19 protein-coding genes are annotated in these 19,220 nt (G+C 38.6%); 9 read left to right on the forward strand and 10 right to left on the reverse strand.

What is annotated here, in order from left to right:
• A complete protein-coding gene (locus tag WA352_RS04420; RefSeq protein WP_033132914.1) occupies positions 1-918 on the reverse strand; it encodes a lysine exporter LysO family protein in 918 nt (305 codons plus the stop codon).
• A gap of 240 nt (positions 919-1,158) precedes the next feature.
• Here WA352_RS04420 and WA352_RS04425 point away from each other — a divergent pair, with 240 nt between their 5' ends.
• Positions 1,159-1,728 (forward strand): TetR/AcrR family transcriptional regulator, encoded by a 570-nt coding sequence (locus WA352_RS04425; protein WP_004806677.1) that lies wholly within the window; start codon positions 1,159-1,161, stop codon positions 1,726-1,728.
• Positions 1,729-1,756: 28 nt separating this feature from the next.
• Here WA352_RS04425 and WA352_RS04430 read toward each other — a convergent pair whose 3' ends face one another.
• Together WA352_RS04430 and WA352_RS04435 are read right to left on the reverse strand one after the other, a co-directional pair.
• Complete coding sequence (locus WA352_RS04430) at positions 1,757-2,983, reverse strand: multidrug effflux MFS transporter (protein WP_033132913.1); 1,227 nt, start codon at positions 2,981-2,983, stop codon at positions 1,757-1,759.
• A gap of 202 nt (positions 2,984-3,185) precedes the next feature.
• On the reverse strand, positions 3,186-4,700 hold the full coding sequence (locus WA352_RS04435; RefSeq protein WP_033132912.1) for a flavin-containing monooxygenase: 1,515 nt from the start codon (positions 4,698-4,700) through the stop codon (positions 3,186-3,188).
• A 155-nt stretch (positions 4,701-4,855) separates the two neighbouring features.
• Between WA352_RS04435 and WA352_RS04440 the strand changes: the two genes are divergently transcribed.
• The 5 genes from WA352_RS04440 to WA352_RS04460 all read left to right on the forward strand — a co-directional run bounded on the left by WA352_RS04440 (position 4,856) and on the right by WA352_RS04460 (position 11,135).
• Positions 4,856-5,875 (forward strand): AraC family transcriptional regulator, encoded by a 1,020-nt coding sequence (locus WA352_RS04440; protein ID WP_004806683.1) that lies wholly within the window; start codon positions 4,856-4,858, stop codon positions 5,873-5,875.
• Between the two features lie 118 nt (positions 5,876-5,993).
• Entirely contained in the window at positions 5,994-7,139 is a 1,146-nt protein-coding gene (zapE, locus tag WA352_RS04445) for a cell division protein ZapE (RefSeq protein ID WP_005313475.1), read from the forward strand.
• A gap of 289 nt (positions 7,140-7,428) precedes the next feature.
• Positions 7,429-9,591 (forward strand): malate synthase G, encoded by a 2,163-nt coding sequence (locus tag WA352_RS04450; RefSeq protein ID WP_033132911.1) that lies wholly within the window; start codon positions 7,429-7,431, stop codon positions 9,589-9,591.
• Positions 9,592-9,775: 184 nt separating this feature from the next.
• Entirely contained in the window at positions 9,776-10,396 is a 621-nt protein-coding gene (locus tag WA352_RS04455; RefSeq protein ID WP_005313478.1) for a 2OG-Fe(II) oxygenase, read from the forward strand.
• A gap of 76 nt (positions 10,397-10,472) precedes the next feature.
• A complete protein-coding gene (locus WA352_RS04460; protein ID WP_005188056.1) occupies positions 10,473-11,135 on the forward strand; it encodes an SOS response-associated peptidase in 663 nt (220 codons plus the stop codon).
• A 66-nt stretch (positions 11,136-11,201) separates the two neighbouring features.
• On the opposite strand, the gene WA352_RS04465 is transcribed toward WA352_RS04460, so the two are convergent.
• Together WA352_RS04465 and WA352_RS04470 are read right to left on the reverse strand one after the other, a co-directional pair.
• Positions 11,202-11,666, reverse strand: coding sequence for a MarR family winged helix-turn-helix transcriptional regulator (locus WA352_RS04465; protein WP_004653790.1), 465 nt, complete (start codon positions 11,664-11,666; stop codon positions 11,202-11,204).
• 702 nt (positions 11,667-12,368) lie between these two features.
• Complete coding sequence (locus tag WA352_RS04470; RefSeq protein ID WP_336141387.1) at positions 12,369-13,226, reverse strand: alpha/beta hydrolase family protein; 858 nt, start codon at positions 13,224-13,226, stop codon at positions 12,369-12,371.
• A 135-nt stretch (positions 13,227-13,361) separates the two neighbouring features.
• Between WA352_RS04470 and WA352_RS04475 the strand changes: the two genes are divergently transcribed.
• Positions 13,362-13,817, forward strand: a complete 456-nt coding sequence (locus WA352_RS04475; protein WP_033132909.1) for a hypothetical protein — start codon at positions 13,362-13,364, stop codon at positions 13,815-13,817.
• Positions 13,818-13,828: 11 nt separating this feature from the next.
• Here WA352_RS04475 and WA352_RS04480 read toward each other — a convergent pair whose 3' ends face one another.
• The gene (locus WA352_RS04480) at positions 13,829-14,089 is read right to left on the reverse strand and encodes a hypothetical protein (RefSeq protein ID WP_005204103.1); all 261 of its coding nucleotides are present in this window, start codon (positions 14,087-14,089) and stop codon (positions 13,829-13,831) included.
• A gap of 414 nt (positions 14,090-14,503) precedes the next feature.
• Positions 14,504-15,805, reverse strand: a complete 1,302-nt coding sequence (gene brnQ / locus WA352_RS04485; protein WP_005204102.1) for a branched-chain amino acid transport system II carrier protein — start codon at positions 15,803-15,805, stop codon at positions 14,504-14,506.
• A gap of 359 nt (positions 15,806-16,164) precedes the next feature.
• Between brnQ and map the strand changes: the two genes are divergently transcribed.
• Positions 16,165-16,959 carry a type I methionyl aminopeptidase gene (map, locus tag WA352_RS04490; protein WP_005313487.1) on the forward strand — a complete coding sequence of 265 codons (795 nt, stop codon included), beginning with the start codon at positions 16,165-16,167 and terminating at the stop codon, positions 16,957-16,959.
• A 26-nt stretch (positions 16,960-16,985) separates the two neighbouring features.
• Here map and WA352_RS04495 read toward each other — a convergent pair whose 3' ends face one another.
• A complete protein-coding gene (locus tag WA352_RS04495; protein WP_004806707.1) occupies positions 16,986-17,906 on the reverse strand; it encodes a LysR family transcriptional regulator in 921 nt (306 codons plus the stop codon).
• A gap of 55 nt (positions 17,907-17,961) precedes the next feature.
• The gene (locus WA352_RS04500) at positions 17,962-18,390 is read right to left on the reverse strand and encodes an HD domain-containing protein (protein ID WP_033132907.1); all 429 of its coding nucleotides are present in this window, start codon (positions 18,388-18,390) and stop codon (positions 17,962-17,964) included.
• A gap of 79 nt (positions 18,391-18,469) precedes the next feature.
• On the opposite strand from WA352_RS04500, the gene WA352_RS04505 reads away from it, so the two are divergent.
• Positions 18,470-18,793 carry a hypothetical protein gene (locus tag WA352_RS04505; RefSeq protein WP_336141388.1) on the forward strand — a complete coding sequence of 108 codons (324 nt, stop codon included), beginning with the start codon at positions 18,470-18,472 and terminating at the stop codon, positions 18,791-18,793.
• Between the two features lie 51 nt (positions 18,794-18,844).
• Here WA352_RS04505 and grxD read toward each other — a convergent pair whose 3' ends face one another.
• Positions 18,845-19,186, reverse strand: a complete 342-nt coding sequence (gene grxD / locus WA352_RS04510; RefSeq protein ID WP_004639270.1) for a Grx4 family monothiol glutaredoxin — start codon at positions 19,184-19,186, stop codon at positions 18,845-18,847.
• Positions 19,187-19,220 lie beyond the last annotated feature (34 nt).

A 19,220-nucleotide genomic window follows, 5' to 3' on the forward strand; every position in this document is an offset into this window, starting at 1 on the left:
TTAAAACTTCATACTTAGAAATAAGCTGATTAAGAGTGGTGCGAGAAGTGACAAGATCAATCCACTCATCATGGCATGTGGGACATAATGTGTGCCACATGATTGTTTGACCATGGCAAGTGTGACATCCATTGACGTTGCACCTGCACTGGAAATCGCAGAGCGTGGAAAACGCCAGCCAAGACAATACATCAATAAAATGGCAAAAATTTCTCTAAACAAGTCCGTTAATAAAGCAATTCCACCCAGTTTGGCTGAGTGTATTTCAGTGAATAAAATCCCTGACATGGAATACCAGCCATAGCCTTGGGCTAAGGCCATGACTTCGTTAAGACTATATTCATTGGATAAGATGAAATAATTTAACAGGGATGCCAAGCATGAACCAACAAATGCAGCCACGGGAACCAGCAAAATTTTCCAACTCAACCAACTACGATCAAATTGGGTGAAGGCCAGTTCGATCCCGATCAAAAAAATAAAGATCAGTAATAAATACCAACTATTAAAGCTGATCGTTAAACCTGAACTATTGACCATGACGCCGAATAGAATACCAACCCCCAAAGCCAAAAATGCTTTGGCGATATTCTTGAGTGCATTGAGAAATAGGTGTAAGGAAATCTTTCCTTGTACACTTTGGCGATCAATCAGTTTGTAGGTGATCAAGCAAATAAAAAATGAACCAATCGAGGTGGTAAATGCAATCAGTAATGCTGGCGGTAGAATAGCAGTAGGATTTTGAACGTGATTTAAGGCTTGAGTCAGTTCAAATGCCACGCTAATCAGTAAAATATAAGAAAAATAGGGCAGTATTTTAAATACGAATTGTTTAATTGTCTGTGATAAATGTGGCCCGACAAAATAGCCTAAGCTAATGCAAACAAAAATCTGGAAGATTAAAACAAGAGAGGTCATACAATCAGAGCGTTTATAGTGCTGATTTATTATGCAGGGAAATCTGATACTTGAATAGATTTATATATCATTTGATATAGAAAGTTTTGAAGATAAACGGATATCAATAAACTTGGGGGATACTGAGTAGATGATTATGTTGCCATTCAGGTAGATGGCATATAAATACAATCTCTTATTCAGCTATGAATATCCTGTTGGCTGAAATATAATTTTAGCAGTAATAAAGGTGGATGATTTGTGACAGCAGCTAAGATTCAAAAAGTGGCATTAGAACGGTTTGCAAAACAGGGCTTTGCAGCAACATCGCTAAACGAGATTGCGACTGATGTCGGGATAAAAAAACCTTCAATTTATGCACATTTTAAGAATAAGGACGAATTGTATCTCAGTCTGATTCCAATCATGATTGATGAAGAATTGGGACATGCCAAGGTTGTATTGCAAGGCGGAGAAAAAATCCAGCAGCAATTACTGCATTACTTTGAAAGTATCGAACAGCGTTTTGATGCATCATATGGTGTTCAATTTTGGATGAATGCATTAATTAGTCCGCCTGTGCACTTATATGATCAGGTAATTGAACCGATGCATGTCTTTATGGCGGAACTGGAAAATGTATTTTTACAAGCCATTCAACACTCTATTTTAATAGAAAATAAGCATCAACTGGATAGTGTCGCTCTGGCTCGTGTATGCATGAGCTTTGTCGATGCCTTACAAAGCGAATTGATCTATGGTGGGCGAGAGAAGTTTCACCTCAGATTGGATGCGATCTTAAAAGCATTAAATATTCTGATCAGCGCCTAAGTTCAGACACTGATCAAGTGTAATTTCTTTATTCTGTTTCTACTCTAGCAAATGATTCGCGCTGTTCTAGCGCAGCATAAAGACATAAGCCCAGAGCGATAGCACCACAAATAAACAAGCTGCTTGGAAGTAAGCTGACATTGATTTCTATTAAGCTCACAACAAAACCGATCAGTGCCGCGAAAGCATACTGTAGTAAGCCCATTAATGAGGACGCTGCACCCGTTAAATGCTGTGGACTTTGCTGCATGGTTAGTGCTGTTAAATTGCCAAAAATGAATCCAGTCGACCAGATGCTTAATCCTAAAAGTGCAATGTATTGCCATAAATTTAAGTCATAAAAATATAGGCTGAGCATCAAAATAAAACTAGAACCGCTGAATAAGCACATACCGATGACAAGCAATTGTTGAGCCGACCAACGTTTGAGTAACAGGATTGAGGTTTGTCCTAGGGTAATTAAGCCAATCGCATTCGCAGCAAATAAGGTACTAAAACTTTCGTTGTGAATATGGTAGTGCTGAATAAAAATAAAAGGCGATTGGCTGAGGTAAACAAAGAAAGCACCTAAGATAAACCCACCAGCAATCGTATAACTGATAAAGCTTTTATTCAGACAAAGCGTTTGATAGCTATTTTTGATCGCAGTGAATTGCAATGCTTGTCGATATTGAGGTTTCAATGTCTCTGGAATGGCTTGATTTCCCCATAGCCACAGGACCGAACCAAGCACTGCCAATGTATAGAAAATCAAATGCCAAGAGCCGATGCGTAAGATCACACTACCCAACAAGGGGGCAAGAATTGGTACAATCATCATGACTTGCATCAAAATAGAAAAATTCTTGGCACTGGTTTTGGCATCGCACACATCAGAAATAATTGCTCTTGGAACCACGAGACCTGCTGATGCACCTATTGCTTGTAAGAAACGTGCAGCCAGTAACCACTCAATCGTTGGTGCAACGGCTGCCAGTATTGATCCTAAGATAAAAACAGCGATTCCGATTAGTAAGGGATTACGTCGACCAAAGCGATCAAGCAATGGACCATAGATACCTTGACCAATGGCGAGTCCAATCAGAAATACCGACAGGGTGAGTTGTATATGACCTGGCGTAGTCGCAAAACTTTCTGCAAGCAGTGGAAATGCTGGCAAATAAATATCTATTGCCAATGCATCCAAGGCGGTAAAAAGGGAGAGCAATAGTAACAAAGACCAACTGATCTTTGAGATGGGAGGAGCAGCGTTCATGTTTTGTGTACTCTTTCGAGGGAAACAATATTTATTTTAACTACCTAACGGTAGGTAGTTAAAATATTAACATGAATATTTAGGTCTTGCATAGAGAAGAACAGGGGGGGTTAAATCAGATTCATAAAGCGTTGCAATAAAAAAAACACCTTTAAGCTTTTAAAGGTGTTCTTGATATTTGGAAGAATTCATCTATTTCTGCTTAAGCAGCATGGTTTTTTGAATTAACCGCTGTGCTGATAAAATTATAATCAGCAACATTCACTTTACGCGTCTCTAGCCAATATCTCCATGTATATGTTGGCCATAAAGAAAAGTTCTTACCATCTGCCGCTTGATACCAACTGCTACAGCCACCTGCTTGCCAAACTGTACCTTTGAGATGATCTTGAACACGTTGATTGAACCGGTCTTGAACTTCGTGCTTGATCTCAACCGCTTGTGTACCTGTTTTATCAACGGTTTGGATCAATTGTAGAATATAGTTGACCTGAGACTCGATCATGAAAATCACAGAATTATGTCCAAGAATCGTATTTGGTCCAAGTAACTGGAACAAATTCGGGAAGTTCTTGGTACTCACGCCATAATAACTTTCCGCACCATCTTTCCATGCTTGTTTAAGTTCTATGCCATTACGACCAACACAATTGAAATGTTTTAAGTAAATGCGTGGATCAGTAATAAAGCCAGTACCATAAATCAAGCAATCAATTTGACGTTCTTTACCATCTTTGGTGATGATACCGTTCTCTGTAATTTCCTGGATGGCATCTGTCACTAATTCAACATTTTTACGGTTGAAGGTTGGGAAGTACTTATTTGAAATAAGAATACGTTTACAGCCCATAACAAAATCTGGTGTCAATTTTTTCGCAAGCGCTTTATCTTTCACTTGATAGCGAATAAAGGCTTCAGCAAGTTTTTGACCATATTTCATAATCTGTGGTTGTACGATTGGTACAACACGTGATTCATTGGTCCAATAGAGACGGGTACGGTGAATCTGGCGATAAATATTCGACGCCTTAAATAAGCGCTTACTTAGCTGAGAATATTTACGCTCATCACGTGGAATGACCCAAGCTGCGGTGCGCTGGAACACATAAAGCTGTTTTACTTCTACTGCGATTTCAGGAATATATTGAATCGCGCTACCACCAGTACCGATTGAAACAACTGCTTTGCCGCTTAGATCGTAATTGTGATCCCATTGCGAAGAATGGAACACTTTACCTTTAAATTTCTCAATGCCTTTGATATGGGGAATTTGTGGCACGTGTAAGGGACCAGACGCAAAGATGACAAATTGAGCCTCAAGAATTGTCTGGTCTTTAAAATCTAGCGTCCACACATTGCGGTTTTCGTCAAATTCAGCATTGGTTACTTCGTGATTGAATTTGCAATAATCTCGAAGTCGGTATTGTTCAGTAATATTTTGAATATAATCAAAAATTTCATCTGCCTCAGCATAGCGTTTTGACCAGTCTGTTTTAGGTGCAAATGAAAGGGAATACATATGTGATTGAACGTCACACGCTGCGCCAGGATATTGGTTTTCTCGCCATGTACCGCCAACATCGTTGGTTTTTTCTAAAATTACAAAATCATTGATTTGACTTTGTAATAGTCGAATAGCCATCGCTAAGCCACCAAAGCCCGCACCAATAATTGCAACTTTTGTTTTTTGAATCGCATTTTTGGTTACATCACGCATAGTCTACGTCCTACACAGCTAAATTTTGTGCAAGTTTAACGGTTTTGACGAGATTAAATATGATTGTATAGACGTAAAACTTGATCATTTCGGCAATTCATTTGCACAACGTTTTATAGTAAAACATTAAAGTTTTGAGAACTGCATTCGGACTTATGAAGAGATCTATCCTCGGATTGATGTATTTGATTCAGGGCATGCGTCATGTCGGGATCGACGTGGATGCACGTTTAGCCAATATGGGAATACAGGCCGATGCTTTAGATCCTAGTTCAATTATTCCAGATGAGATTGAATGGGATATTTTGCAGCATATTAGTCAGGATATTTCACCTGAACAAGGTTTATTTATCGGACAGCATTATGCCTTAGCGGGTTATGGGCCTTTCCTGATGCTATTGGTTACTAGTGATACCTTGCATAAGGCACTATTAAATGGGGTTCAGTATCAGCAACTGACTCATCTTTTTGGTTCATTGCAGTTAAAGATAGAAGATGACTTGATCTATTTACTGTATCGACCGATTGATTTAAGTATGCATTTAGGTCAATTGAGAGCGCAATGCGAAATCTCGGGCACTTATAAGTTTTTACAAGATATCTTTAAGATGATGGGACTTGAAGTCCCTCAAATTCAAATTGAACTGCCATTTCATCGGCCTAAAGACTTAACACTGCTTGCAGCATATCAAGATTATTATGGGCAAGATGTCAAATTTGGATGTGCGCAAGCTGCTTTTATTTTAGAAAATACACAAATTTTAAACACAAAAATTCCGTCTGCCGATATTTTGACGTATCGTATTTATGAAGAAAAATGCCTACAGGATATTCAACATTTAGAAAAAACTGCCAGTCTCAAATTGACGGTGGTTGAGTATGTTGAGGATTATCTAGAAATGCAAAATGGGGTGATTCCAAGTATGGCGGAAACGGCGTGTGCATTGGATATTCCTGAGCGTACTTTGCGGCATCAATTGCAGCAAATGCAGACCAGCTATAAAGAAATTCGTGAAAGATTAATCAAACAGAAGGCAATAAAGTTTATTGAAAATAGTTCATATTCAATCGAACAGGTGGCCGAAATGTTGGGTTATTCTGAGCCTGCAGCATTTAATCATGCCTTTAAAAGATGGTTTGGATTGAGTCCTCGTCAATATAATCGAAATCATTAAATGATTAAAAATGGTACATTATGATGTTTAAACTCTATGATAATTAAGCCTAAAATCTAATGTCATTGAACGGAATGTTCGATATAATTTTCACCAATTAAAATTGCAATAACACCTTATGTCAAATTCTAAACCAGACTCACATAGCACTGCATTTATCCCAACATCACCTGCCGAGCGTTATGCTCAAGCAATTGAGTCAGGACAATTCATGCCAGATGAAGCACAAGCTCAGGCTGTGCAAGAGTTAGATCGAGTATGGAAAGAGTTACACACTCGCTATAAGGCTTCAAAGAAAGCATTTCGACGTTTCCGTCGTCAGACTTATCCTAAAGGCGTTTATATGTGGGGTGGTGTAGGTCGTGGAAAAACGTGGCTAATGGATCAGTTCTATGAATCTGTACCATTTCGCCGTAAAACACGTATGCATTTCCATCATTTTATGCAACATGTACATAAAGAGTTGAATAAACTTTCTGGCCAACGTAACCCTTTAGATTTGGTCGCTGATCAAATTTATAAGAATGCCGTTGTCATTTGTTTTGACGAATTTTTCGTATCGAATGTAACCGATGCTATGATCTTAAGTGATCTGTTCCAGAAGCTGTTTGAGCGTGGAATAACATTGGTTGCAACGTCAAACATTGCACCAGATGGTCTATACAAAAATGGAATTCATCGTGATCGTTTTATACCGACGATTGAGCTGGTGAAGAAGAACTGTAGTGTTCTGAATGTTGACGCTGGGGTGGATTATCGTTTGCGTGTATTGAAGCAGGCGCAATTGTTCAAATATCCATTAACCGATGATGCTCAAGCGTGGTTATCTGGTCGTTTTAAAGCTTTGACCCAGACACAGGCGCAATCTAATTCTCCAATCATGATTAATAATCGTGTGGTAGAGACTTTAGGTCATACAGAAGATGTATTGTGGTGTGAATTTTCAGAGTTATGCTTTAAACCACGTAGCCCAGCCGACTTTATTGAAATCGCGAATATCTACAATACCGTGCTGGTCAGCAATGTTCCGCATTTGACCGATTTCCTGTCAGAAGGAACACGCCGCTTTATTTACTTGGTCGATGAATTCTATGACCGTGGCGTAAAACTAATTCTTACCTCAGAAGATTCGATTATCGATCTGTATGAAGGTGAGAAACTGGCATTTGAAATTGAACGGACGCGTTCACGTTTATTGGAAATGCAATCGGATGATTATCTACATTCGGAGCACCGACAAATTCAGGTCGCACAGACTTCATAAATGAAAAGGCATTCTTCGGAATGCCTTTTTTTATAAACTTACATGGATAAGGCTTTATTCTTGGTCAAATTTTGCTATAACTAGATGAGTTTGAAAAAGGGAGTGTGTCGCATAAAGATAGTAAAAAACTCATTATTTGATATTTTGATAAGTATAAAAATTTGTGTTTGTCAATACTTCTAATGGGGAAAATGCTTACTATTTAGGAATGTGATATTACTATTCAGGCTAGTATAAATCAGTATACTAGAATTCTTGTTATAAAAAGTTAGCACCATCAGGAAAGACAATGACTGCACGTATTCAAAAAGGCAAGCTAGCGATTGCTAAAGAACTTTACGATTTCATCGAAAATGAAGCTTTACCAGGCACTGGTTTAGATAGTGAAACTTACTGGAAAAACTTCGAGCAAGTCGTTGTAGACCTTAGCCCAAAGAACAAAGCATTATTGGCTAAGCGTGATGATCTTCAAGCAAAGATTGATGAATGGCACCGCAATAATAAATTTGAATTAAATGCTTATAAAGCATTCTTAACTGAAATTGGCTACTTGGTTCCAGAAGTTGCTGACTTTCAAGTAACAACTGAAAATGTGGATGAAGAAATTGCTTTATTGGCAGGTCCACAATTGGTTGTACCTGTACGTAATGCACGTTATAGCTTGAATGCTGCTAATGCACGTTGGGGTTCTTTATATGACGCGCTGTATGGCACGGACGTAATTTCTGAAGAAGGCGGTGCAGAGAAAGGCAAAGGCTATAATTCAGTTCGTGGCGATAAAGTTATTGCTTTCGCAAAAGATTTCTTAAACCAAACTTTCCCATTGGCTCAAGGTTCGCATGCAGATGCAACTCAATATGCAGTGGTGAATAATGGTTTAGCTGTAACCTTAAAAGATGGTTCAACCACTTCTTTGGCACATGAATCACAATTTGTTGGTTTCAATGGCGAAGCTGCAAGCCCAACTGAGATTGTTTTATTAAATAATGGTTTGCATGTGATTATCGAAATCGATGCCAACAGCCCAGTAGGTAAGACAGATGCTGCTGGTGTGAAAGATTTAACACTTGAAGCTGCGGTTACAACCATTCAGGATTTGGAAGATTCTGTTGCTGCGGTTGATGCTGAAGAGAAGGTTGAAGGCTATCGTAACTGGTTAGGCCTAATGAAAGGTGACTTACAAGAGTCAATCGAGAAAAATGGTAAGACCATTACTCGTACCCTCAACAAAGACCGTACTGTTCAGAACCTAATTGGTGGCACGACTAAATTACATGGTCGTTCATTAATGTTGCTTCGTAACGTAGGCCACCTTATGACAAACCCTGCCATCCTTGTTGATGGTCAAGAAGTGTTTGAAGGCATCATGGATGCTCTAGTGACTCCATTACTGACAGTTGCGGATATTCGTGGTCAAAACGAAAACCAAAACTCTCGTAAAGGTTCAATGTATATCGTTAAGCCAAAAATGCATGGTCCAGAAGAAGTTGCATTTGCGGTTGAATTATTTGAGCGTGCTGAACAAGCAATTGGTTTGCCTGCAAAATCACTCAAAATCGGTATCATGGATGAAGAGCGTCGTACCTCTGTAAACTTGAAGAACTGTATTGCTGCTGCGAAAGATCGCACCATCTTCATCAACACAGGCTTTATGGATCGTACAGGTGATGAAATCCATACATCTATGGAAGCTGCACCAGTTGTTCGTAAAGAAGCAGTTAAAACACAAAAATGGATTGCTGCTTACGAAAACCGTAACGTGGCAATTGGTTTAGCATGTGGTTTACAAGGTAAAGCGCAAATTGGTAAAGGCATGTGGCCAAAACCAGACAGCATGAAAGACATGTTGGCGACGAAGACTGCACATCCAAATGCAGGTGCATCTTGTGCATGGGTTCCATCTCCAACGGGTGCGGTACTTCATGCATTGCATTATCATCAGATTAATGTAAAAGCACGTCAAGATGAGTTGGCTGCTGAAAACATGTTGTCATTAGATGACTTGTTAACACCACCGTTTGCACCTGAAACTAATTGGACTGCGGAAGAGTTAAACAACGAACTTGAAAATAACTGTCAAGGTATCTTGGGTTATGTGGTTCGTTGGGTAGACCTTGGTGTTGGTTGTTCTAAAGTACCAGACATCAATAACGTTGGTTTGATGGAAGACCGTGCTACTTTACGCATTTCATCTCAACACGTTGCAAACTGGTTACGTCACGGTATCGTAACGCGTGCACAAGTTGAAGAAGTGCTTAAGCGTATGGCTGTGATTGTTGATCAGCAAAATGCCAACGATCCACTTTATACGCCAATGGCACCAAACTTTGATGGTATTGCTTTCCAAGCCGCTTCTGATTTGATCTTTAAGGGCGCAGAGCAACCATCTGGTTATACAGAGCCATTGTTGCATGCTGCACGTTTAAAATTAAAAGGTTATACAGGTGATTAAGTTCATCTAAAATAAAAAAGCCTCTTCGGAGGCTTTTTTATTTGGTATGCAGGGTATGAACTTTAACTGTAAAAATATAGGCTCAATTTAAGTGCGCCAATTCATCTAGAACAGGATAAAACATCATCTTGATGAAATTTTTGTTATAATTCTCGAAGTTTGATCATTTAGCCGAATCATAACGATGTCACAAATTTTAAAATTAGATGCTTTAAAACAAGCGCAAGTTTCTACTTCGCCGTATCCTTACTTTGTCGTAGAAAATTCGATCATAGACAGCGAAGTGAAAGCTGTTATTCAGGATTTTCCAAAGATTGAACAGGGTGGTAGCTACAACATTGAAGATGTTGAAATTAAACCTAATTTTGATCGTTTCTTAAAATCATTAGATACCAAAGAATTCCGTCAGATTTTGACTGAAAAATTTGATGTGGATGTGATGGAACATCCGATGATGATCACCTTACGTGGTTATTCACGCCAAAAAGATGGTCGCATTCATTCTGACTCGAAAACCAAACTTCTGACTATTCTTATTTATCTAAATGAGTCTTGGGATGCACCTACAGGTCGTCTACGTATCTTGAATGATGAAAAGAACATGGATGACTACGTCGAAGAAATTGATGCGGGTCCCGGTACATTGGTTGCATTTAAAGTGACTGATAATGGTTGGCATGGTTATGTACCTTTTGAAGGACAGCGTCAGTCAATTCAAATTAACTTTTTAACCAGCGATAAAGCCAATGCCAAGCACCGCTTTATCCACGGTTTAAGTGCAAAAATGAAAAAGTTATTTGGCTAATTTATGCGATTAGAAAGAGGAGGCTTGATACCTCCTTTTTTTAACTTTGTTTTTAAGGATAAATACTCAACAAACTATGTGTGCCAACTATAAACCATTAACAGTCGAGCAAGCTCAACAGCTTGGTTTACCTTTGATTCCATTTGAATATGGGGAAGAAGTTTACCCAAGTTATACAACGCCTTTGCTATTTAAATCAGAGCAAGGGCTGGAGTGGCGGGAAGTATTGTTTGGTTTGGTACCAAAGTGGTCGGAAGATACCAATATTTCCAAGCATACTTATAATGCTCGACATGAAACTATTTTTCAGAAACCTAGTTTCTTGGAGGCGGCTTCAAAGTGCAAATTTGGTGTTATTCCTGTTTCTGAGTTCTATGAAAGTAAATACATTGATAATAAGCCTCAAAGATGGGGTGTACGTCGTAAAGATGGAAAGGCTTTCTTTATCGCGGCTTTATATGAGATCAGAAAGTTGGGCGATCAGGTGATCCGTTCGGCAACCATGCTTACGATGGATGCCATAGACCATCCGATGATGAAAGATTTCCATGAGCCGGGAGACGTAAAGCGGTCAGTGGTGGTTATTCCACATGAGCGCTTAGATGAATGGTTAAGCTTAAAACAACCACATCAACTCTATGAATTTATGCAGGGTTTTCCTGTAGAAGAATTTGAGTGTTCCCATGTTCCTAAAGCAAAGATTGTAAAAATAACACCGCAACTGAATATGTTTGATTGAGCTTAATATTTGAGTTGATGAGATTAAAAAAGGCTTCCTATCGGAAGCCTTTTTGGGATCAGTTGCTTAGCGCGCAAGATTTTTAAACATATGGCGCAGAATTTCCATTGTCTTTTCAATTTGCAATGGCGTTAAGCCATCAAATGATTGTTCGAGGATAACTGAGGTAAGATCATTAATTTTGGTAATCATTTCCTGACCTTTGTCTGTTAGATAGACGCGAGTGATACGACCATCTTCCTTGCATGAATACGTATCGATATAGCCTTCATCTTTGAGGCGATAAACAATTTTGGTTGTGGTCGACATTTTGGAAATGACCATGTCGGAAAGCTCTGACACACTGGCATGGGGTTTGACATGCAAGGCAATGAGAATACGGCGACGAGAATTGTCTAAGCCATATTTTTTGAGCACGTTATCGATATTTTGAACGTACTGAGCATTTACTTGAGAAATCCAGTAAAAAGGAAAGTCTTCCAGGTTAAATGAATCGGCTGTAGGTAAAAAACGCGCATATTTTTTTGGCATCACTTATTTCCTATACTTGCACAAGGAGCCACTCCTAGTCGCTCCTAGATTCCATGAAATGTCTATAACTTGCCTGTTAAAAAAATCGATCCTCTGATTTTTTTAGCATTCCATTTTTTAACAAATCTGTTCAAAGATAACGGTGAAATTATCTTTATTCTCAACGAATAAGTCATCATAAAATTCACATAAATCAGCTATTAATGATGTACTATCCAGTCGTCTTTCCTTCAAGGTTGTCCTACAGCCTTGCATTACTGCTTATTTGTAGAATAATCATATTGTAGAAAAAAAATACGATTTTTGACGTGACATTTTTATAATATTTTCTGTCTAAAATGTCATAAATATACGAAATCAATATATTTATAAAATAAATAACGCTTAAAAAAATAGCTAATACAACTATTTGAATTAATCAATTGGTTAAAATATAGCACATAAAAATTTTTTAAAAAGTTGAATAAATACATTCTTTATCACATTTTTTCGATGGAATTTTAAAATTTGTAGCTTTGAATAGATTTTGATGGGGCAATTTAGACATAAATTTGGTGTGTAGGACGAATTGTAGGAAATTAAAATGAGATATGAAAGGGATAACAATTGAACTTCGGAGATTAAATAGATAAAAAGACGCATCTAAACAGGATTACAGGTTTAGATGCGTAAAGTGCAAAATTGTGATGACTCATGTTTTTCTTAAAGCTTAAGTTCACTTTCCATCAGGGGCCATAGCTTTTGATGTGACTTTTTAAACATCGACATATGTCCAATTTGTTTGTAGCCATGTTGTTGTGGATTCAGTTCAATTAATTTGGTTGGTGCATTGGGGTATAAGCGCAATAAGTCTTTGACATTGGCTTGGGTGGTGATTTCATCATCAGTTGCCCAAAAAGAAGTAATCGGGCATTGAATTTCCTGATGATAATCTTCGAAGATACTTTTACCAATTGCATTCATGACATAACCAGGTTTACTGCAAAACTCAGCCCATTGTTTTGCAACATTTTTAGGGAGGTTTTCTCCCATCCCAATAAATTGAGTTGCGCCATAACCTTTCAAGAAGCTGGAAACTGGGAAAATAACGTTAAACATAACGGGCGCAAGGATTTTAGTTTTACCTTTCAAGCCTTTGACATGACCTGTAGAGCCAGCGATCGCCAAAACCTTAGCAACCTTGTTATAGTTTGAAGTAATCCCAAGTAATTGCCCACCAGCACTATGCCCAACAATAATCACTTTTTCAGCTTGAGTTCGCTCTAATAAGGTCTCAATTGCGGCTGGAATATCATAAATTCCCCAGTCATTTATACTGGCCTTAGAATTCTTGAGCGGGCCATGAAGCGATTCACCTATACCGCGAAAATCAAAGCTTAAAACGCTATAACCTTGTTTGCTCAGCCATTCTGCGAAAGCATGATAGAAATTTTTAGTAATTCCTGTCGCTGGACAAATCAAGATTGGGTAGGGTTTGGTATGATCTTGTGCAGGATAAAATTGTGCGGCAAGTTGATAGTCATCTTTGCAGCTCATCCAAAAAGATTCATAACTCTTCATTAGAAAGATACTCTTATATGTGGATAGTATTACTTTACACAAGTTCCAAAAAGAAACTCGTTTAAAAAATGACTTAAAAGTCAAATTTTATGTAATATACGCACACAAAAGGAATATTTTAATTTCGGGGATGTTATGTACGCTTTAAATACTGCAACACAGCTTGCTATTGTATTTAGTGGGATTTTTCTATGGGTGGGGATGCTGACTGGAGTTTGGAAATATTATCAAATTAGACAAACAGCGCAGGCAAGAGCACATTATTATGTGGATATTGCACATCGGAGTAGTCTGCTTTACGCGGCAGCCAGTTTGATTTTAGCAGCATTAAGTTTTTTTACAGTTCTATCTGATTCAATCGCATTATTTTGTGTTGTTGCAAATCTATTCTTCTTTGCGATGTCGATTTTAATCTATATTTTGCATGGATTATTAAGAGATACAACCAATCAATTCAAACAGCCGCATCAAGTGGGGAAATGGACTTTACCAGCATGGTGTATGACGTTGATGATGTTGAGTTTAATTCTTGTAGAGTTGGGTGCAACTGGGATTTTAGTATTGGGAACTATTGCTCAATTTTTACATTAAAAAATGGATGATCACTCATCCATTTTTCCTAAAGAATTTTTTTGGCGCACTGCGCTTAACTGTCGAAACTTTCGATCAACGATCGCCCACATACAAAAGGCCAGAGATACAATCAATGCATATGCAAAATATTCGGGTTTTAAATTACCTTTAATTGTGCCTTGAAATAACAACGTGACCATTAAGGCAAGCGTTGTAGTTGCATATACGATTGAATCATTTGCCTTCAGAGCGTTAATGAAGACTTGCTTGTTGAAATGTATTGATAACATCTCCATCCCTCCTTGTTGTGACGACAAAACCATGTGTTTTTGTCTGAATTGTTTTTTAAGTTGTACTGCTATTTTCTGAGCATTTCAATAGGGATAGTGACTATTTTGAAAATAAATTTCTAAATGTATTGATTTATATAACTTTTAAGTATTTTTTATATTGATTTATACTATTTTTTAGTAAAATATTAGCCATTATTTTTACATTTTGAAAAGTTTGCCAATCAACTAATTCAATTGAAATAGTTGTTTTTAGATCACAAATAAAGACATTGAGGCATATTTGACAGCGTCAGCTTTAAGTTAAGAAAAGAAAGATTTGTCGTAAACAAAAAATGAGCGTTGGATAAAAGAACATTTCTTGTATAGCTAAAATCATGTTTGGGTAAAACATCATTTTAACGACAAATCATTTTAATCTTTAGATGCCGATACGCGATCGACCACAATTGCAAAAACAAGAACGATCAGCGATGGGAGTAACCATGCGAGATTTTGTTCGTTCAATGGTAAGTGCTGAATAAAAGTCGGTAATTGTGCAGTAAAACCAGCCGCTTTAATTGCTTCAAAAATACCAAAAAGGAAAGCAACAGCAGTCACAGATCCAACCACGATCGACGGATTGTTCCAACGTTTCCAGAAGAAGCTGAGCATGATCACGACAATCGCTGGCGGATAAATTGCACTGAGTACAGGAACTGAGATTGCAATCAGCTTTGTTAGACCTAGATTAGAAATCAACAAAGAAAAGCCAGTCAGGATAAAAACAAGTAACTTATAAGATAAACCTGTCAATTCGGTAAAATATTCAGCGCAAGCACATGTAAGACCAATTGCGGTTACCATACATGCAAGGAAAATTAAGATGGTTAAGAAATACGATCCGTAATCACCAAACGCGTGTTGTACATAAGCATGCAGAATGATTGCACCATTGGCTGCATTAGGCGCGACTTCATGACTGCCTAAGCCAAGTTTAAACAAGCTGACATAGACAAGCGTGAGTCCAACACCCGCAATCAAACTTGCGATAATGGCATATTTGGTAATCAGTTTTGTATCTGTCACACCTCGTGATTGGATCGCTTGAATAATTACGATACCAAATACCAGTGCGCCTAAGGTATCCATGGTCAAATAACCACTAACGAAACCTTCAGAAACAGGACTTGCGATATAGTTGTTGACTGGAGCTGAAATCATACCTGTTGGAATCGCAAATGCGGCGATACCTAAGATTGCCAAGGCAATGATTTTTAAAGGAGCCAGTACATGACCAACCGTATCGAGTAGTTTATTTGGATACAATGAAACTGCAGTCACAAATGCAAAATACACAATACTATAAATAAGAAGGCTGCTACCTGATGTACCAAAATACGGTGCGAAGCCAATTTCATAAGAAACTGTTGCAGTACGTGGTGTTGCAAAGAGTGGACCTACAGACAAATAGCAAACAATGGTGAGCAGTAAGCTAAAGAAGCGTCCAAGTGGAGAGCTGATGATTTCGATTGAACCTTTCATGCGAGATAAGGCCATAATCGTAATGACAGGCAAACCAACTGCGGTAATTAAGAAACCGAAGGCCGCAAGCCAGACATGTTCACCAGCCTGCTGAGCAACGATTGGAGGAAAGATAATATTGCCTGCGCCAATAAATAACGCGAAGGTCATAAAACCTAAAGCAATGATATCTCCTGTACGAAGTTGATTCATAAAGAGGGAGGCATAAAATAAAAGTGCGAAGTTTAGAACAAAAATGCGTTCTTTTGAAACTAATTTATGTGAAATTTGGTTGATTTTTGACTAAAAAGAAATGATGAAAATCATATAATTAGTAATGGTAAAGCTAATGTGTTGAAAAGCTTTCCAAAACTCGAAAATGCAGAAGGGTATAGATTCTTTCCTATTGGCCTAACTGAATTTAAATATCAAAAATAAAATGCTCTTTTAGTCTTAAATAGATTGAAGATTTCAATGGGAAGGCGTACAAATATTGAAATACTTTATGCAGTCCCCATATTAATTTTTCTGCATGTGATTTTAATCTGATTGATGAATAAGGAAAATCTCGAATGAGAGCTTCTACTGTGACCATTAAAACTGAACAAGATCTGGAGAAATTACGTATCTCTGGGCGGTTAGCGGCACAAGTGTTAGAAATGATCGGGCCTTATATCAAGCCTGGCGTTTCAACTGAATATTTAGATGATATCTGTAATGATTATATTGTGAATACGTTGCAGGTGATTCCAGCCAATGTGGGCTATCACGGTTTTACCAAAACGACCTGTATTTCTGTCAATGAAGAAGTGTGTCACGCCATTCCTTCCGCGAAAAAGATTTTGCAAGAGGGTGATATTTTAAATATCGATGTTGCTGTGATCAAAGATGGTTATTTTGGCGATACCAGCCGAATGTATTTTGTTGGTGAGCCAAAGCCTGAAGCAAAAAAACTGGTTGAAACCACTTATGAAGCGATGTTAGCGGGTATTCATACAGTGAAACCTGGGGCAACTTTAGGTGATATTGGCTATGCCATCCAATCTGTTGCACAGCGTGAAGGTTATAGCATTGTGCGTGAATACTGCGGACATGGTATCGGCCGTATTTACCATGAACAGCCGAACATCTTGCACTACGGTCAGAAAGGTCAAGGTTTGGTCCTAAAAAAAGGCATGGTGTTTACCATTGAGCCGATGGTGAATGCTGGAAAACGCCATGTCCGAGAGCTGAATGATGGTTGGACTGTGGTGACACAAGATAAATCATTGTCTGCTCAGTGGGAGCACATGGTTGCTGTAACGGATGATGGTTTTGAGCTATTAACGCCATGGCCGAATGGCACAGGACATTATCCAGCCGTTTAAGTTATCCGATAAAAAAAGCGCGATTTCTAATCGCGCTTTTTTTTAGTTGAGCATTGGGTAAGTTGTTCAACCAAATAATCAATAAAAACACGAACAGCGGGCAATAGACCGCGTCTCGATGGATAAACTGCGTGGAAAATACCGTGTGGTGCCGTCCATTCGGGTAAGACAGTCACAAGTTGCCCTGTTTTTACAAAGTCTTGGGCAATACTGTCGGGAAGCAGGGCGATCCCACAGTTTTGAGTGGCTAATTCCGCCAGCATCAGTAAATTTGAACCCATAATCACGGGGTTTACTTTGATTTTTTTCTGCTGATGGTCAGGGCCTGTCAACAAGAACTGTTGATCGAGATGATCTTCTGCCATGCTGATAATACGATGTTCTGCCAGTTGTTCAGGCGTAGTTAGATTACCAAACTCATTTAAATAGGCTTGGCTGGCAAAAAGACGTTGTTCAATTGCTTCAAATTGACGTAATACTAGGTTCGGATCATCATCTAATTTAGATCGAACACGCAACGCCAGATCGACACCTTCGTTGATGACATCAATACGGCGGTTGCTGATCATCATTTGCACCCGAACTTCAGGATATTTCTTCAAAAAGGCGGGTAGGATTTTCGCCATCTGATTTTGAGCAATATCGACTGGTACACTGACTTTGATGACACCACGTGGCTGACTACTCAAATGATTGACCACATCATGCGCTGCTTGGGCTGCATTCATCATCACTTGTGCATGTCGGTAAACATCCATTCCAATATCAGTCACGGCAAAATGACGCGAACTGCGTTGAATTAGACGTACACCCAGTTGTTCTTCAAGATTGTAAACCCTACGGCTGAGTTTAGATTTAGGAATGTCAGTTGCACGTTCAGCAGCACTAAAGCCACCATGTTCTACTACCAGCGCGAAGCAATAAAAATCATCTAAATCCGTTAGCATTACGCTATAAACTCCAGCTTATTGTGATTAAGTTAAATGAATATAAAAGTGATTATTAAACATTGTGGGCCAACAATATAGCCCGAACCTGCTGATATTGTTCCATTCGCTCAAAATCCTTTGCGGTTGGCGATGGAATTCGAGATAAGTCCATATTGTCAGTGATATCAGCCAATTTCACAACACGTGCCAAAGGGTTTTGTACAGTGCGCTGAGCGGCTTCGATTCGAGACTCACCATCCTGTTTTGTGAGTGCAACGATTGCATCGATAATGTGTGCCTGGAATCCTAAAGCTTGTAAATCTTCAATGCTTGTTTCTGTATCTTCTAAGACATCATGCAGAACAGCAATGATTTTATGATCCATACTGGGTACATTCAGCATCACTCTGAGTGGGTGTAAAATATAGGGGGCATTAGCTTTATCTACTTGCCCTGAATGTTGCTTTGCGGCAAATGCAATTGCTTGTTCTAATGTCGCCATCAGCTAAATCCTCCGCTTCAAGATAGATTAGCGCGTCATATTCTTTTAAACTGGCTGAAATTTTTTTCGCTTAAGTATTATGTCATATCAACTTATCAATATTGTCGATGCGACCCAAAACATTGTATGTCCTTTTTGTCAGCATGTGGTTCTAGACTGGGATCAAGAGCAGTATATTCAACCTTGTGAGCATACGCTATTTATGGCAATGGATTTAGGTTTTGAATTTATTGCTGATCGTTTTGAAGAAGTTTTACCCCAGTCAGTAGATGAAATTCATGAAGATCCAAATATGAATATTTTTGCTAGTGTTACTCAAGCACACTATGCCGACATGCACATTTATAAAGCAGATCTAGGTGTAGAGGGGCTATTTCGTTATATTGGATTTAGTCAACATTAAAATCCTTCCAATAAAAAAGCCAATCATTTGATTGGCTTTTTGCTTAACAGCTTATGCTTCAGGTGCTGGGCTGTACTGTTCAACTAATGGTTTTAACTCACCATTTTGGAACATTTCAAGCATGATATCGCTACCACCAATGAGCTCGCCATTGATCCATAATTGTGGAAAAGTAGGCCAGTTCGCAATTTGAGGTAAAGTTGCACGAATATCTTGATTTTCCAAGATATTTACATAGGCAAATGGACGACCAATTTGGCTAAGTGCTTCTACTGCACGAGCAGAAAAACCACATTGCGGGAATTGTGGAGTGCCTTTCATGTAAAGTAAAACAGGGTGTTTCGCAATTTGATCACGAATTAACGCTACTGTATCACGCGCTTGTTCCGTCATAGATAGATCCTCAACTAATCTCCTTGCATTATAC

The organism is Acinetobacter sp. 102 (genome assembly GCF_037028485.1).
Taxonomy (GTDB): Bacteria; Pseudomonadota; Gammaproteobacteria; order Pseudomonadales; family Moraxellaceae; genus Acinetobacter; species Acinetobacter higginsii.

Bases quoted from the DNA above. Each gene is read 5' to 3' on its own strand.
- WA352_RS04420 (WP_033132914.1), bottom strand. From the start codon at position 918: ATGACCTCTCTTGTTTTAATCTTCCAGATTTTTGTTTGCATTAGCTTA.
- WA352_RS04430 (WP_033132913.1), bottom strand. From the start codon at position 2,983: ATGAACGCTGCTCCTCCCATCTCAAAGATCAGTTGGTCTTTGTTACTA.
- WA352_RS04435 (WP_033132912.1), bottom strand. From the start codon at position 4,700: ATGCGTGATGTAACCAAAAATGCGATTCAAAAAACAAAAGTTGCAATT.
- WA352_RS04440 (WP_004806683.1), top strand. From the start codon at position 4,856: ATGAAGAGATCTATCCTCGGATTGATGTATTTGATTCAGGGCATGCGT.
- zapE (WP_005313475.1), top strand. From the start codon at position 5,994: ATGTCAAATTCTAAACCAGACTCACATAGCACTGCATTTATCCCAACA.
- WA352_RS04450 (WP_033132911.1), top strand. From the start codon at position 7,429: ATGACTGCACGTATTCAAAAAGGCAAGCTAGCGATTGCTAAAGAACTT.
- WA352_RS04455 (WP_005313478.1), top strand. From the start codon at position 9,776: ATGTCACAAATTTTAAAATTAGATGCTTTAAAACAAGCGCAAGTTTCT.
- WA352_RS04460 (WP_005188056.1), top strand. From the start codon at position 10,473: ATGTGTGCCAACTATAAACCATTAACAGTCGAGCAAGCTCAACAGCTT.
- WA352_RS04465 (WP_004653790.1), bottom strand. From the start codon at position 11,666: ATGCCAAAAAAATATGCGCGTTTTTTACCTACAGCCGATTCATTTAAC.
- WA352_RS04470 (WP_336141387.1), bottom strand. From the start codon at position 13,226: ATGAAGAGTTATGAATCTTTTTGGATGAGCTGCAAAGATGACTATCAA.
- WA352_RS04475 (WP_033132909.1), top strand. From the start codon at position 13,362: ATGTACGCTTTAAATACTGCAACACAGCTTGCTATTGTATTTAGTGGG.
- WA352_RS04480 (WP_005204103.1), bottom strand. From the start codon at position 14,089: ATGTTATCAATACATTTCAACAAGCAAGTCTTCATTAACGCTCTGAAG.
- brnQ (WP_005204102.1), bottom strand. From the start codon at position 15,805: ATGAATCAACTTCGTACAGGAGATATCATTGCTTTAGGTTTTATGACC.
- map (WP_005313487.1), top strand. From the start codon at position 16,165: ATGAGAGCTTCTACTGTGACCATTAAAACTGAACAAGATCTGGAGAAA.
- WA352_RS04495 (WP_004806707.1), bottom strand. From the start codon at position 17,906: ATGCTAACGGATTTAGATGATTTTTATTGCTTCGCGCTGGTAGTAGAA.
- WA352_RS04500 (WP_033132907.1), bottom strand. From the start codon at position 18,390: ATGGCGACATTAGAACAAGCAATTGCATTTGCCGCAAAGCAACATTCA.
- WA352_RS04505 (WP_336141388.1), top strand. From the start codon at position 18,470: ATGTCATATCAACTTATCAATATTGTCGATGCGACCCAAAACATTGTA.
- grxD (WP_004639270.1), bottom strand. From the start codon at position 19,186: ATGACGGAACAAGCGCGTGATACAGTAGCGTTAATTCGTGATCAAATT.